Here is a 14,149-nt window from a genome sequence, read left to right as displayed (position 1 = left end):
CCTATCTCCCTATCTTACGCATGGCACAGGCCGAAATTCCAGTTGAAGTTGAACAAATCGTATCAGATTTAGAACGGCGCTTACAGAACGAACAGGCGGTTAACGCTACGCTGCATGCCGAAGGTCGTATTCAGTTTTTCTTTGATGGCAAGGAAGAAGTTCGATGGCTGCACCGCAAAATACCGCAGACTTCTGCCATCATCCGTAACATCACGGGCACGCCAGTTGCCACAGCCCCTGGGCAGGCTGTCTATTACGACCCAAACTTCTCGGCCATCTCCCGCAACTCGCCTATGGGCAACCGGCTGGCCGAAGCTACGCCGGGCGAGGAAGTGAACGGCCTACGGCTGTTGAGCCGGGCCTTGTACACGCACCTACCCGCCGACCTGGGGGACATTGACATTACGACCTTAAAAGGCGATTTTCCGCGTATCGCTTCCTTGGTGCGCTACCAGCAAGCCCTGCTGGATGCGTTGCGCGAAAAGAAGCGCCTGCTCTCTTTGCAGGAAGAGGCCCAGCAGGCGCAAGACGACGAAGCTGTTGCCCGCATTACGGCGGAGCTGAACGACAACGACCAGCGCATCCAACGCATCCGCGAGCGGCTGGACGCCTTCATCGCTCGGGCCAAGCTGCGCATTCGCCCGCAGCTGGATGGGGTACAAAACAGGGCCAAGCGCCTGAATTTGCTGGCCGGCCCCGTCATCATCGAGGGCGGACCGGGCACCGGCAAAACCACCACGCTCATTCACCGCATCCAGTACCTGCTCGATGCTTTTCACCTGCGTCAAGATGAGCACTTTACGAGCCGGTGGCAGGAGCTGGGTCTGACCTGGGGAGCCGAGGATGAGGCCTTGCTGCGCGAGGAGCCAGGTCGTTTCCGTTTCCGCTTCTACTCGCCCAATAAAACGCTCAAGTATTACCTGCAGGATGCGCTGAAAACAGAGCGGCTGGATTACTCACCGAAGACCGTGACTACCTGGGCTGAGCACCGCCACAGCTTGTTACGCGACATGGGCCTGATCGGAGCCAACAGCAAGCGGCAGCTGCTGCGAACCAGTGCACCCTTGTTGTATCTCACGGGCCAGCAGGTGCGGACTTTGTTGGCCGAGTTGGAGGAGCACTTAGTATTTGATATTCACGCCCTGGCTGAGCGGTTGGAGCGTAATTTCAGCGTCGGTACGTTCGCTTGGCAGCATGATGCCGCCGTTCAGGCATTGGTGCTGCAAATCCGGGCACTGAAGGAGCATACCACCGTTGACGCCTTACTACGGCCCCTGCAGCAGCTGCGGGAGCGAGGTGCCAGCCTGCTCAAAACCTACCGCGACGATGATAAACAGGTACGCGACGCAGTGGTGGTGCGTCTGCTGGCTAGCGCCCGGCAGGAACCCGCGCTTTACCGACAATTGGTTCAGCTGGCGGAAAACGAACATGATAACGGTGACGACCCGGACGCGGCGCCGGAAATCGAAGCCGACGAGGAAGAGGATGCCAATCTGCCCGGTATGGACGACAGCGCCCGTCAGCTCATGCTGGTGCGCAAAATGCTCCGTTCGTTCATCCGCGCCTATGCCTTGGCCCGTGCGCTGCCGGATCAGGACCTGAAAGGCCAGAACCTACAACTGGCTGCCTTACTGGAAACCCGGCTGGACCGCGAAAACCACGGGGGCATTGCAACTGGTACGCGCTTCAGGCAGCTGTTTGACCGCCTCCTGAGCGGGCCGGAAACACTCATGCTTCGGTCGTTACCGCGAATCTTCAACGCCTTCCGGCGCGAAGACTTGTACGGCAAACGCTACGTGGCGGCTTTCGCGGATGCACAGCCCAGTTGGTCGGCCGACAAAAGCAACCAGTTGCACCCGGACGAAGCCGACATCCTGCTCTTATTGCTGTTTGAGATGGGCAGCCGATTCTACCGGCAATTGCCCCACGTTTTTGCCGAATCGACTAACCCGTACCTAAGCCGCTACCGGGAGGAGGTGCGCCCGGTGGTGGGGGTAGACGAAGCCAGTGACTTCACCCCGCTACAACTGGCCATCATTACCCAACTGGCCCACCCACGTTACCGGTGCGTGACTTTGTGCGGCGACCTGATGCAGCGGCTCGAGCGGCAGGGACTCCTGCGCTGGGAGGACTACACCGATCAATTCCCGGACACCGGTCGCGCTTCGCTTACTGTCTCGTACCGCCAATGCCAAGCCCTGCTGCGGCTCGCTGCCAAGCTCTACGAAGGCCAGATGCAGGAGCGGCCCGCATATAAAGTGTCACGGCGCATCAAGATGCCGTTTAAGCTCCGGCCTACTTACTGTCGTAACGCCGACCCCGAAGCGCGTTTTGATTGGTTGGTGAGCCTGCTCGTCGACCTGGCTAAAGTGCTGGACGGACGGCACATTCCGAGCTTGGCGGTTCTGGTAAAAGATTCGGGCACGGCCAGAGAACTGGCCGAAAGGCTCAGCGAAGACTACCGGATGCAGGACGCCGCCCTGAATGCCCAGGCCTGCGAAGGCCAGACGATAGGAGATAGTGACGCCATTCGCGTTTTCCCGGTATCGGAAATCAAAGGCATGGAGTTTGACGGCATTATCTTCTGGGACGCTGACGAGCTGGAACGAGAAAACCGTCAGCTCGACCTCGACCGGTTGATGTACGTGGCCGTCTCGCGGGCTAGCTTTTACGTGGCCGTTACGTTCGCCCGCCACTTCCCCAAAGCCCTGGCCAACGTGAAGAGCGGCTTTGTCGCCGATACGTGGGCGGAGCAGATGCTGGCGGCCGTAGCCGATGACGAAGAGGAGGACGAAGAATAACCACCTCGGGCCGCGGCGCCGCCGTACACGGCACCCCCACCGCTGACACCGTCCTCTTCGACGTGAAAAAGCACCGCAACGGCCTCACCGACGAGCTGATTGCCGGCTGCAACCTACGCCGCGGCCTCTTCCACGACCTCTAATACCCTGTATATAATGCCATAGGCTAGTTCTCCAGGGGGTGTGAATCAGGGGGAGCAATATGAAGTGTAGCCAGTACAAACAGCGCCAGTATAACTGCTTGCATCATGGTCACACTATAATCTTTTGGGCTCATAAACCCATGCGCTACATTGTTGCGCACGTTCCAACCTTCTTTGGTAAATACGTAGCGTAGCCAGTATCCCGCATCCGAACCCGAATAGCTTTCCACCGCTTGAATGACCTCTTCAAGCGTCAGTTCCTGCTGGTCGCCGCTCTTGCTCCGTCGGTTGGTGGCAATAGGCGGGTCCAGAGCCCGGCAAAAATGCCGAAGTATAGCCTCCATTTTCAGCGTCAGCGAGTCTATGCACAACATCAAATCCGGCTGGTACTCCTTATCCTGCTGCGCCCGCTCCATTTCCGCAAAGTAGCTGCGCAGCGCTGGCTCTACCCACGAAATGAGTGTGTAACCTGGGGCGTCTGCCGCGTCTTGCCCGCGCTGAAACTCCATCTGGCCCAACCAGGTCTGCTCGCGCAGAAATCCCAGGGTGGTTGCGTACGTAATCTGGCCGTTCTGTAAGCCTTGAGCAAATGTTTCAAACCGCATGTGTCCGTACAAACCCAGCATCAGCTCGTAAGGCCGAAAAGGAAGATTTCGCCCTTGATCCTGATGCCGCGTGGTAATGTTTCTGTTCCGATCAAAAGCTACGTGACGGAATAGGTCCGCGAGTTCCGGCTTTTCAGCTACCGTTGCGGTACCGGGCCTGTGCGGCACCAGGTTGTAGCGCAGCCGCCAGAAAACCAGCCCGGAATCCTCCAAAATCCACGCCGGCATCTTCCGAAGCCACGCGCTGATAAACTTACCTTCTGGGCCGTCCAGCGTAAAATCGAGTTCCACAGTCTGCAGCCTGGCCGCGTGTTTCGTCGCTGAAATTAACTTTTCCACGGCTTGCACTTGTTGCTTGTCACCCGCCGCGTGGTAGCAGTTCAGCGCATCGTTCAGCAAAGTCTGGACAACAAAATCGGTAGGGTCCTCGGTGTACCTGCGTTGTGCGTGTGCCTTAATAGAGTCCCCTTTCAGCCCATGCCACCGCCGAGCATCCCGGATGGCCCGCGCCGCTAGTGGTATAGCGGCGTCACACACCATTTGTACCATGTACCGGTCCTCGGCGTGGTAGTGCTCGTAAATCTGACGAGCCACTATATCCAGCCGTTCACACTCCGCTGGCGTGAATAGGTCAGGGTGCTTGCCAAAAAACTGCAGCTGCCACCACCGTAGCACTACCGGCTGCCGGCCGTTCAGCAAGTAGTCCAGCACGGTTTGCCGCACTTCCTCAGCCCGGCACCGGTACTGCCGACTCAGAAGCAGCCCTAGCTCAACCAGCTCAAAATAGGTTTCCTGCGTGGCTTCATGTTCTCCTTTATCCTGCCGCAACCATGCAAGAATATCAGCCACCGCTTCCACTGCCAGCTTACCCGTATGCCGCCCCTTGGGTAAAGTAATCAGCCACACCAGTGCGTAACGTAGCCGCAGCATGCCATTGGTAGTTTCGGCTTTGCGCGCTTCCAGATAATGGGCTGCTGCTACGGGGTCTTCCCACGAGTGGAAGTGTGTCAGGCCATGCGCACTTAACCACACCAGCTGCGCGGCTCTTTCCAGGTCCAGGCGTGCTGCCGAGGCTAAGTCGCCATTCGCTTCGGCTGTTTTGCGCAGGGTATTGAAGTCGGCGGCAAAATTCCGCGCGTTAAGCTGACAAGCCTGCTGCTCCAGCCGCGCAAACAGTGCTGTTGCCGTTACTTCTTCGCCAGGCTCCAATAGCCGCTCCCGTGAACGTCTACCCATAGCTTCACACCTCGAAAGAAAGCCGAATAATTACCTCATTGACGCACATATCGGCTGCAGCCTCGCTAGCCGGGTTACGTCCGAAGCACCCGTTCAATATCCTCATAATCCTGCTTCTGACTCAGCAAATGCCGGTCCAGGGCTTTCTGATCATTCACCAGCAGAATGCTCAACCGCCGACACAGGTTACGGTAGGCGTCCCGCTGGCTTAGCACCTCTTCGGCCGCTTGCCGGGTGAAGTGGGCCGGGTCAAAGGCATCTTCGTGCATCAGGTAGCGCACCAGCGCCCCCAGGTCCGAGCCCTGGGTAGCGAAAAACTGCTGCGCGGCCCGCACCCGACGCTTCACCCGGTTGCGCAGGGTCGCATCCAGCGCAATGCTGCTCACGTTACGGTTGGTGTCGTACAGGTCCAGCAGCACCGGCACCAGCACGCCGGGCGCTACCATTGCGCGCCGCAGGTGGTAATAGTGCTCGGCAAAGCGCCGCAGCTCCCGCTGAAACCCTTCAGCCAATGCCGGTAGCGCTGCGCGGCCACCGGCCAGCAGCTGGTCGCCGGTGGCCTGGTGCAGCTCCGCCACCTGACTGGCTCGGAACCGACCCGTTTTCAGCACCAGCACGGGCCGCCGGGGCCGGCCTAGCAGCTCAATATCCTCCCACCAGAAATCCACGGGCGGCAGAGTAGCGGGCAGCGTCACCAGCACATAAAACGTCAGCTCGTCGTCGTAATCGAAGCCGTTGGTAAAGGCCAGCGCCGGCTCGAAGTGGCGTAGCTCCTCGCTGAACCCATCTTCTCCATCCCACAGAGCCCGCTCCCAGGCGGCTGTGGGCAGCCGCCGCACAGTGCTGGGGCGCAGCTCTGGGTTGCGCAGCACATCGGCCACGGAGTAGCCTCCGTGCCCGTACACCACGGCCGCCCACGCCCCCAACGGACTTGTTTCACCCACCGGCGGGGCACCTACCCAATACTGCGGTGCCGGCTCTATGCCGTATGTTGCCGTGTACAGTTCCCGACTCAGCGCGTCGGCCTGCCCGTGGCTGAATATCAGGTGCCGGCCCAGTGCTGAGGGCTGCGGCCTGGCTTCCGGCATCCAGGCCGGTTTCACCCCTAGCACGCCGGCCGGGCACGTTACTACCCGGTAGCGGGGCACCTTCACCAGCTCGTCGTCGATGGACGTTTGCAGGGGCCGGTGCTTCACCGGGAAAAATAGGGAGTCAAGAGCCGATAAGGCTGGCATACTAGACAGGAAAATAAACGATGCTGGTAAATAGCAGCAATAATTTCGTTCCGGAACTTGCGGGCTGATGGTGTACTCCTAGCGGGTCACCTGGTCTGTTACACCGCTATAGAATACTTAAATCAAAATCCCACGTCGGGCACCCACCGGTCGGTCCGTGGACACGGCGATGGGCTGGCCTGAGGCCGGTACGGCCCGCTCCCGGCCCCAGAGGCGGATAGCTTCAATCTGTTCTGGACTTGTGCGGCTGAGCGGCACCACGTTGCTGAAGCTCTTGGCGTATAAGCCATCCGTCACGGCGTCGTCGCCGTTGATGACAGCCTGCACTGCTACTTCCCGCACGGCGCTTTCCAGGTCGGCGCCGGCAAAGCCTTCGGTCATGTCCACCAGCTGCTCGCGCATGCTGGCCGAAGGTGCTGGTAATTGGTTGCGCTGGATGTACAGATCGATAATGTCAGCGCGCTCGGCTTCGCTGGGTAGGTCCACAAAGAACAGCTCATCGAAGCGGCCCCGGCGCAGCAGCTCTGGGGGTAGGCGGCTCACGTCGTTGGCTGTGGCCACCACAAATACCTTGGCGGCGCTTTCCTGCAGCCAAAACAAGAACTGCCCCACCATGCGGGTGCTGGTGCCCCCGTCATTGCTGCCTGTAGCACCGGCCAGACCCTTCTCTATTTCGTCAATCCACAGCACGCACGGCGCGGCGTTATCGGCCGAAGCCAGGGCTTCCTTGAGCCGGTTTTCGCTCTGGCCCAGGTACTGCCCGTGAATGGAAGCCAGGTCAAGCCGGTACAGCGGCAGGTTCCAGGAAGCCGCCACGAATTTGGCCGACAAGGACTTGCCGCACCCCGGCACACCCACCAGCAGCATACCGCGCGGTGGCCGCAGCTTGCGCGCTTTCAGGTCGGCCGTGAGCAGTTGCCGCTGCTGGACCAGCCAGTGCCGCATCCCATCCAGGCCCGCCACCGTGAGCGTATCCGCTTCGGCGCGTACCTTTTCTAACCCGGAAATGTCGCTGAACAGCCGGTCCTTAGTGCGGCTCAGCTCCTGCAAGTCGGCCTTCACCAGCGAGCCTTTGGCCATGAGCGTCGCCAACACATTCTCGGCTTCCACCAGCGTCATATTGGCCAGGATGGTGGCGGCCAGCCGGAAATCGGCTTCGCCCCATTCAATAGGAATCTGCCCGCGGTAGGGCTCCACGCACTCGCGCACCACCGTCAGCATTTCTTCTTCGCCGGGTGGGTCGAGCGTAAGCGTCATGCCCAGGCGCTGTAGCTGTGGCCAGATGCCGCGGCCGTTGCTGAGCACGCATAAGGAGCCGCCGCGCTCAATGGCCTGCAGCACGCAGTCGTACAGGTGCCGGGCCAGCATCCCGTCGTCTTCGATGTCGCTGATTTCGGTGAAGACAAAGGTCAGATTCTGGCGCTGCCCGATGTTCTGGACCGCAAAATCAAGCCCACCGGCCACCGACCGGTCATCGTGCACGGTTTTGAGCGTCTTCAGGTCGCGGGTGCCGTGCGAAAGGCCGTGCACGTACATCGGAATACCGATTTCGCCGGCCAGCTCCTCCAGCACCTTCAGCACCCGGGCCCGCTCAATGCTCTTGATGGAAATAAACGGAATGCGGGCTTTCAGCATCCGCAGCAGGCCTTGGCGAAACTCCGCAACTGCAGCCATATAGAATCAAAAAGAAAACTTAAAATACAATGCGACGCCCCACCCCGGTTGGTGCCGTGGAGGGCGGTGCCGGCGTTACTGGGGTTGTAGGCGGTATACCAAACCCTCGCAGCGCCAGCAGCAGTTCTTCGCGGCGGTTGCCGCCCTCGCGCTGCACGTTGTCGCGCAGCGTGGCAGCCACGTCCTGCACGAACTTGGTCAAATCCGTTTGCAGGGTCTGGCGCATATCAGCTGGCAGCGCCGGCAAGCTGGTAAGCCGGTACAGCGGGGCCAGGTTGGCCGTGGCCTGGCGCAGCAGCTGGGCAAAATCCTGCGGCGAGCGGATGGCCGGCCCCACGCACTGGCTGCGGCTGAAGCCGTCCAGCCAGCGTTGCTTACGGGCCGTGTACGCCGCATTCACCAGGTTGGCAAAGCGGATGGCCGTGCCCGCGTCGGGCTGCCAGGTGCCTTGCCCCAGCAGCTCGAGCGTGGCATCATCGCCCTGGCCGCAGCGCTCCAGCAGCTCCGCCCAGGCGGCGTAGGTGCGCGGCGGCTGACTCATTTTTTCAGGCGCGGATTGATGATGGCGCCCTCCGGCGGCAGAATGTCCCAGTCGGGAAACTTGGCGTGGTCCGGCGTGCCTTCAGCGCGGCCTTGAAAAATATTAGGCTGGCGCACGGCCGTGGCGGCCTGGGCCGGCGTACCGGCAGCATGGCCACCGTCCTGGGCGGGGTCGGAGAAGTGAATCTTAGGCATAGTCTGAGAATGATGTGCGTGCAGGATTAAGCCAGGGCGCGGGAGGTTTCGTACGTTTTGGAGCTGAAGCTCTCGGGCGTAATATGGGCCAGCAGCTGCTGCAGGTCGGCGGCCTGCGCATCGCGGCGGCTGTAGTCGCGGCGGAAATCCACCAGTTCGGCCAGGCAGCCCCGCAGCACTTCGTGGGCCCGACGGTGCCGCTCGTTTACCGCGTCGCGCACCTGCTGCTTGGTTTTGGTAAAGGCCGTCCAGCCGGTGTAACCCAGCACCCCAGCCAGAATGATGCAGACAGCACCCAGCATAGCCAAACCGCCGCCGTTAAACGCCGCCCAAACACCGAAGGCTGCCAACACCCCGGCGCCGACAAAACGCCCCACCGGCGCTGCTACTTTGGCTAGTTCCGTCTGCATGATGGTAGCATAGTGGCTACTCTGACTGTCCAGTAGGGCTGTTTCGTTGTGCCCATCGGCCGACTGTCCTTGCCAGCCATCCAGTGCCAGTTGGGCCTGAGCCGGTGCTTGCTGCCGGGCACGGCCCGTGAAAGTGCCGTGCGCTTCCAAAATCCAGCTCTGGCTGACCGACAAGGCCAGCGCCTGCGTCACGCGGGTCGTGCCCGCCAGCTCAGAGTCAAACAGAGCATTGGTGAGCAGTTGGAGCAGATCTACCTGCTGGTCAAACAGGCCATCTCGGGCGGCTAGCTGCGCCTGCGCGGCCGCTTTGTCGCCCTCGTTGCGCACGATAAGCTGATTCAGGTGTACTTCGTGGCGCAGCGGTAATTCCTCGTCATCGAAGTTGGATACCAAGCGGCTCAGCGTTTCGTCCAGCTGTGTCTTCAGCGAGGTCGAAAAGTCGTGGGCGCCCGAGGTGATATTATTAAAGTGCTGCCGTAGTAGCTCGTGCACGTGGGTCCGGTTGTAGCCTAGGTTCAGCTCGGCCCAGTTGGTAGCGTGCTCACTCAGCAGCGGATACGCCGCGGCGGCCGGCCCCACCATTCCAGCCGTGGCCTCCATAAACTCGTCCCACTTCCGGCGCTGCTTCTCCACGAAGCCGCCGCCTTCGGTAAGCTGGTTCAGCCACTGGCTGAGGTGGTCCTGCATGAGCTGGCGGGCCGCCGGCGGAAACAGACCGGTGGCAATGCCCTCCAGCAAGGTCACAAACTCCCGGTCCAGGTGGCGCGGGTCCTGATGCCGGAAATAGCGCTGCAGCCACTGCAGGCTGGCCTCGCGGCGGCCCAGACGGCGCATCACCAGCACCAGAAACAACGTGGTCTTGTAGTCGTCGCGGCGAAGGGCTTCGGCCAGGGCCCGTTGCATGGTCGTTTGGTCCTGTCGAATCCAGGCCGCCAGCGTCACCAGCACCGGCGCCAGCCAGTAGCCGGGGGCTTTTATCATCACCTCCTCCGTGCTGGCGCGCAGGGTGTCGTCGCTGAGCACGCCCACGTCCACCCCCTGCAGCATGCCCACCGCCAAGCGCCGGATTTCGGCGTAATAGCCGAATTCAGTTTGCAGCTGCTGGCTGAGCACGCCTACGCGCGTTTCGGCCAGTTGCAGCGCCTTCTGTTTCCGGTCCGTATCCACAAACTCCGCAAAATCGTCAATTAGCTGCTCCAGCTGGCTCTTCATCTGCGACTGCTCGCGCCCGATGTGGTTTACATCGGAAGCAACTTCATTCAACTCTTGTCGGAGCCGGGAAAACTTGTTCTCAATCCCCGACAGGTCGGCGTAGGAAATGTGGTGGGTGCTCATGGCAGCGGGTATAGGTTAAAGCAAAGGCAGGGGAATGAAAAAGAATTAGAGTTGGCTCACCGAGCCGTCTTCCGCAATCAGCAGCAGCTTGTTGGCGTACACCTCCACCAGTGCGTAGGCGTTGTGGCGGGCCAGCTGCCGGGCGCGCTCAAAATCGGCCGGCATGGCCTGCCCAGCCTTGTAGTGTTCGATGATAGCGTGGGCGCTCAGGTCGAGCGTGTGTACCTCGTAAGGTGGCCCCAAAAAACACTTGCTCACAATGCCCAGCGGTACATCGGCCAGACTAGCCGTGCCGAATTCCTGCTGAATAGCCGCCAGCAGTTCCTCCCAGCCGCGGGTACCCGGCAGCGTACCGTGGTCCAGCCCCGTCAGCAGTTTCAGGTACGTGGCCGAGCGGCGCCCCAGGTGCAGACGCGGTGTAGCAGTGGTTGGGGTAGTGGCCCGCGGCGTGGCGCCGCCTGTGAGTGTACCCAGTGAGGTACCGGGTGTGAGAATGATGCGAGGCATAGTAGTGCCAAAAAACGAGGATAGTCCTGAAGCCCGGTAGGGCGGATAAGAAACGTAGTTGCGGCCCAGCAGCGACCAACCAGATAGATAGGATTATAAAGAGCTATTCATGAAAAGATGATAAGTCAAGTCAATAAACATCTGTCGCCGCGGCCTGCCCAAGGTATTGTTTTTACGTAGGAATATGCAATGCTGATGAAATAATAATTTTGACAAGCAAGCCAGCTTCTTGACTTGAAGGGAAATAGTGAAAACGGGCCAGATAGCGTATGCCTGGCCCGTTTTCAATTCCCATTGGTTGGACTAGCGCCCTTTTCGCAACCGCAACGTCATCAGCCGGGCCTGCACGGGTTGTAAGGCTGCGTCTTTCCGCCCGTGGTTCACGGCTTGGATAAATTGCCGAAACAGCTGAATCTCGTCCGAAAAGTTGGCGGCTGAGAATTCAATCCGCTGCAGTACATCCTCTTCGTACACTTCCTCAACGAACGGGTTATTCGCCAGTTCCTCAAGCAAATCAGCGGCTGCGGCTTCTCTTGTTTCATTGAAGCCGAGCGCCATAATATCGGTTACGCACTGATTCGCTACGTCATGGGTAGAGCGGCCGTCAGCATCACTCACCAGCCGCAACGCCACGCACTCGCGCAGCTGATGAAAGAAGTCGTGCTGTAGTTCCTCGTAAAGTTGTGGATTGGTGATTTCCATAAGGGTTGTGTGAAGCTGGGGTTGTAAGTCCGCTTTAAGGCGGGCAAGTATACAGCTTCTCGCAATACAGGCTTAACTCGGCTACAGTAAAAGCTATCCACTTGCAGAAGCGGTTCAGGTAATCGGGAAGAAGGCCTGCCGCTCTCTGCGCTGAAACTGAATTAAATAGTGAAATTTATATGTGTATGCCTGCTTAGAAACTAACCCCCTGACCTCCCAATCCTTTCACCACTCAGCCCAAAATCGTGCTAGCATCTCCCACATTCTTTGCCGATATTTCCCGCTAAGTTGCTACTGTTTGCCGCTTGCGTTACCCCAGTTCATTGTCTATATGATTGTTCCCCAATCCGATAGCGCTACCCTAGGTTTTATCGACCCGCTTCCCCAATCTCTGCTACCGCATCCCCCCAGCTTCGCCGGCCACCAAACCTTCGCCTTACGCTCTTCAGTAAAATGATGTGCGGTTACGCACAAGCGGATAGTAACATGTGCAGGGTGTACAGCCGGAATGTGCTGCCGATTTTTTCCCGTTCCGCTCCCCAAAATTTATATTGCCGCTTCCAAAGCGCCTTTTCATCTGCACTTCGTGCACGAGCAAACTTTTGGGCTGCTATATCTTGCCGACGGCTAGCGTAAGCGGCGCATTTCATATTTTCTTTGATTTCGCGGGTCTTTTCCATGTGTGTGCTTCTCCTTTTTAAGGTTATAGTACAAAGTCATGAAAAGTTGTCCGCCTATTTGTCTGATCCATTATTATGCAACTGCCCGCAGACGACCGGCTTGATATTGCGAAACTCAATACCGTTTTCTCGGACATTACCAATTCATACAAGTTCTACTGGCTACTTGCCATTCTGGATGGCTTGAGCGAAAATACGGACAACAGGCTCCCACTACGTGAGTTGTCGCTTCGTATGGTGGCGGGCGTATGGTATCCGTTGGATTATTTTAAACTGTCCTTCGGTAAGCAGGACGGATTTCGACCAATTGCAGATTTCGTTTCGCAGCACCTTGTAGTTGATAACCGGCCTACTGCACCGAGCCTATTTACCCAACTCAACAAGGCGGTTCCGCCTGAGATTCTGGCGCAGCTTTACAAGCGCGTAGATGTGCTATTGCACTGGGTGCCCTACCGCTTCATTCGTCCGTTTTTCGCGGCGGAAACACGGGGCTTGCCTGACCAGCAAGTAAACGCCCACGTAGCAGAATTGGCAGGCCAGAGTGCCCGCGCACCTTATTATTTCATGGCTGATGCTATTGAGGTACATCCGGCCTGGGCTGATTATCTGCGGCGGCACCGTGGCATTCTGCGGGGTTTCACCTACTGGCACTTGGTGCGCTTCCTGCAAAAGCATAACCCGAATGTCATTGGTTTAAGCGAAAAGCTGGAAAAACCTTCCGCCCGCGTATTGAACACGGCCGGTAAGTTCTGGAAAGAATACGTGGCTGCTACACCCGGCTTAACGTGTATTTACTCGGGCCAACCGCTGACAGTAGCTAATCTGAGCCTCGACCATTTTCTGCCGTGGTCATACGTGGCGCATGACCAGCTATGGAATATTATACCCACGCCCAAAGCAGTTAATTCAGCTAAGAGCGATTGGCTGCCTTCAATTGACTTGTACTTTGAGGCATACGCCCGGCTGCAATTTGCTGGCTTTCAGTTCCACGCCGCGCAAGGGCATGAAAAGCTGTTGGAAGACTACCACGTATTTTTCGCCCAAAGCCTGAATGCCTTACAGCAACAACCATTCGGCTGGTTTCGGGAGCGGTTGGAACGGCAGGTATTGCCGCAACTGCAAACCGCGCAAAACCTCGGTTTTTCCTATCCCTACGAATATAAATGAGCAACCCGGCCAACCCGAACAGCCATCTTACAGCGAAGGAGCGCGACGCTCCCTCGCTGCCGGTGCGGATGCTACACGGCCGCGGGTTGCTGGTAGGCCGTGTATTAGATTACGGTTGTGGCTACGGGCGCGACATAGAGTTTTTACGGGCCAAAGGCTTCGACGCGCAGGGTTACGACCCAACGTACTTCCCCGAAAAACCGACCCGAAAGTTTGATACTATCCTGTGCTTTTACGTCCTCAACGTGTTGCTTGCGGATGAGCAAGCGGCGGTACTGATGGACATCGCACGGCTACTCAAACCCACCGGCCGCGCCTACTTCGCTGTGCGGCGCGACATTACCCAGGACGGCTTGCGCCAGCATTATCTTCATAAAAAGCCGGTTTACCAGTGCGCCGTAACACTGCCGTTTCCTTCGATTTTTCGTAATGATAACACCGAGTTTTACGAGTATCAGCATTACACTCAAGCCACGCATTCAGCCAGCAAATGCCCATTTTGCAGTCCTAGCCCCAAGCTGCATCTGCTGACCGAAACTACCCGCAGCTACGCCGTGCTTGATGGCTACCCGGTAAGCAAAGGCCACGCGCTGATACTACCAAAGGCACACGTTGCCAACTTTTTTGATTTATCCCTGGCCGAGCAGAATGACTGTTGGCTGCTAGCCGGCCACGCCCAGCGCATGATTAGCAACCGCTACGCCCCAGCCGGTTTCACAGTGGGCCTCAACATCGGCGCAGCATCAGGTCAGCGCATGGAACACGCCAGTATTCACGTCATTCCGCGCTATGTGGGTGACGTAAAAAATCCGGCTGGTGGCATCCGCAACATTTTAAAGCGCTAAGAGCCTGTTGGGGAATTAAGGTAGTCGGTTGAGGCAGAGCGTCACGTTGGCCCAAAGAATCCACGCCGCGTGGC

12 protein-coding genes are annotated in these 14,149 nt (G+C 58.6%); 3 read left to right on the top strand and 9 right to left on the bottom strand.

The features are described from left to right. Positions 1–20 precede the first annotated feature (20 nt). On the top strand, positions 21–2,801 hold the full coding sequence (locus tag FDY95_RS20055; protein ID WP_138080317.1) for a UvrD-helicase domain-containing protein: 2,781 nt from the start codon (positions 21–23) through the stop codon (positions 2,799–2,801). 166 nt (positions 2,802–2,967) lie between these two features. Here FDY95_RS20055 and FDY95_RS20050 read toward each other — a convergent pair whose 3' ends face one another. The 9 genes from FDY95_RS20050 to FDY95_RS20010 form a co-directional block, all read right to left on the bottom strand. Continuing rightward, positions 2,968–4,785 (bottom strand): DUF4209 domain-containing protein, encoded by a 1,818-nt coding sequence (locus FDY95_RS20050; protein WP_138080316.1) that lies wholly within the window; start codon positions 4,783–4,785, stop codon positions 2,968–2,970. Positions 4,786–4,859: 74 nt separating this feature from the next. Next, a complete protein-coding gene (locus tag FDY95_RS20045; protein ID WP_138080315.1) occupies positions 4,860–5,981 on the bottom strand; it encodes a hypothetical protein in 1,122 nt (373 codons plus the stop codon). A gap of 156 nt (positions 5,982–6,137) precedes the next feature. Next, positions 6,138–7,694, bottom strand: coding sequence for an ATP-binding protein (locus tag FDY95_RS20040; protein ID WP_138080314.1), 1,557 nt, complete (start codon positions 7,692–7,694; stop codon positions 6,138–6,140). 19 nt (positions 7,695–7,713) lie between these two features. Next, complete coding sequence (locus tag FDY95_RS20035; RefSeq protein WP_138080313.1) at positions 7,714–8,235, bottom strand: hypothetical protein; 522 nt, start codon at positions 8,233–8,235, stop codon at positions 7,714–7,716. Beyond that, positions 8,232–8,429 carry a hypothetical protein gene (locus FDY95_RS20030; protein ID WP_138080312.1) on the bottom strand — a complete coding sequence of 66 codons (198 nt, stop codon included), beginning with the start codon at positions 8,427–8,429 and terminating at the stop codon, positions 8,232–8,234. The genes FDY95_RS20035 and FDY95_RS20030 overlap by 4 nt, the downstream gene beginning before the upstream one ends. A gap of 26 nt (positions 8,430–8,455) precedes the next feature. After that, entirely contained in the window at positions 8,456–10,174 is a 1,719-nt protein-coding gene (locus FDY95_RS20025; RefSeq protein WP_138080311.1) for a hypothetical protein, read from the bottom strand. 45 nt (positions 10,175–10,219) lie between these two features. Then, positions 10,220–10,681: a hypothetical protein gene (locus tag FDY95_RS20020; RefSeq protein WP_138080310.1), complete on the bottom strand. Its 462-nt coding sequence runs from the start codon at positions 10,679–10,681 to the stop codon at positions 10,220–10,222. A 303-nt stretch (positions 10,682–10,984) separates the two neighbouring features. Next, complete coding sequence (locus FDY95_RS20015; RefSeq protein WP_138080309.1) at positions 10,985–11,383, bottom strand: hypothetical protein; 399 nt, start codon at positions 11,381–11,383, stop codon at positions 10,985–10,987. A gap of 464 nt (positions 11,384–11,847) precedes the next feature. Beyond that, a complete protein-coding gene (locus FDY95_RS20010) occupies positions 11,848–12,063 on the bottom strand; it encodes a hypothetical protein (RefSeq protein ID WP_138080308.1) in 216 nt (71 codons plus the stop codon). A 75-nt stretch (positions 12,064–12,138) separates the two neighbouring features. On the opposite strand from FDY95_RS20010, the gene FDY95_RS20005 reads away from it, so the two are divergent. Together FDY95_RS20005 and FDY95_RS20000 are read left to right on the top strand one after the other, a co-directional pair. Beyond that, the gene (locus FDY95_RS20005) at positions 12,139–13,230 is read left to right on the top strand and encodes an HNH endonuclease domain-containing protein (RefSeq protein ID WP_138080307.1); all 1,092 of its coding nucleotides are present in this window, start codon (positions 12,139–12,141) and stop codon (positions 13,228–13,230) included. Continuing rightward, on the top strand, positions 13,227–14,075 hold the full coding sequence (locus FDY95_RS20000) for an HIT family protein (protein ID WP_138080306.1): 849 nt from the start codon (positions 13,227–13,229) through the stop codon (positions 14,073–14,075). Before FDY95_RS20005 ends, FDY95_RS20000 begins: the two co-directional genes overlap by 4 nt. Positions 14,076–14,149 lie beyond the last annotated feature (74 nt).

This window comes from Hymenobacter jeollabukensis (assembly GCF_005771675.1).
Taxonomy (GTDB): Bacteria; Bacteroidota; Bacteroidia; order Cytophagales; family Hymenobacteraceae; genus Solirubrum; species Solirubrum jeollabukense.
This window is presented reverse-complemented; position numbering and strand designations above follow the sequence as displayed.

Coding starts and splice junctions, on each gene's coding strand:
- FDY95_RS20025 (WP_138080311.1), bottom strand. CDS start 10,174: ATGAGCACCCACCACATTTCCTACGCCGACCTGTCGGGGATTGAGAAC.
- FDY95_RS20020 (WP_138080310.1), bottom strand. CDS start 10,681: ATGCCTCGCATCATTCTCACACCCGGTACCTCACTGGGTACACTCACA.
- FDY95_RS20015 (WP_138080309.1), bottom strand. CDS start 11,383: ATGGAAATCACCAATCCACAACTTTACGAGGAACTACAGCACGACTTC.
- FDY95_RS20030 (WP_138080312.1), bottom strand. CDS start 8,429: ATGCCTAAGATTCACTTCTCCGACCCCGCCCAGGACGGTGGCCATGCT.
- FDY95_RS20000 (WP_138080306.1), top strand. CDS start 13,227: ATGAGCAACCCGGCCAACCCGAACAGCCATCTTACAGCGAAGGAGCGC.
- FDY95_RS20035 (WP_138080313.1), bottom strand. CDS start 8,235: ATGAGTCAGCCGCCGCGCACCTACGCCGCCTGGGCGGAGCTGCTGGAG.
- FDY95_RS20050 (WP_138080316.1), bottom strand. CDS start 4,785: ATGGGTAGACGTTCACGGGAGCGGCTATTGGAGCCTGGCGAAGAAGTA.
- FDY95_RS20005 (WP_138080307.1), top strand. CDS start 12,139: ATGCAACTGCCCGCAGACGACCGGCTTGATATTGCGAAACTCAATACC.
- FDY95_RS20055 (WP_138080317.1), top strand. CDS start 21: ATGGCACAGGCCGAAATTCCAGTTGAAGTTGAACAAATCGTATCAGAT.
- FDY95_RS20040 (WP_138080314.1), bottom strand. CDS start 7,694: ATGGCTGCAGTTGCGGAGTTTCGCCAAGGCCTGCTGCGGATGCTGAAA.
- FDY95_RS20010 (WP_138080308.1), bottom strand. CDS start 12,063: ATGGAAAAGACCCGCGAAATCAAAGAAAATATGAAATGCGCCGCTTAC.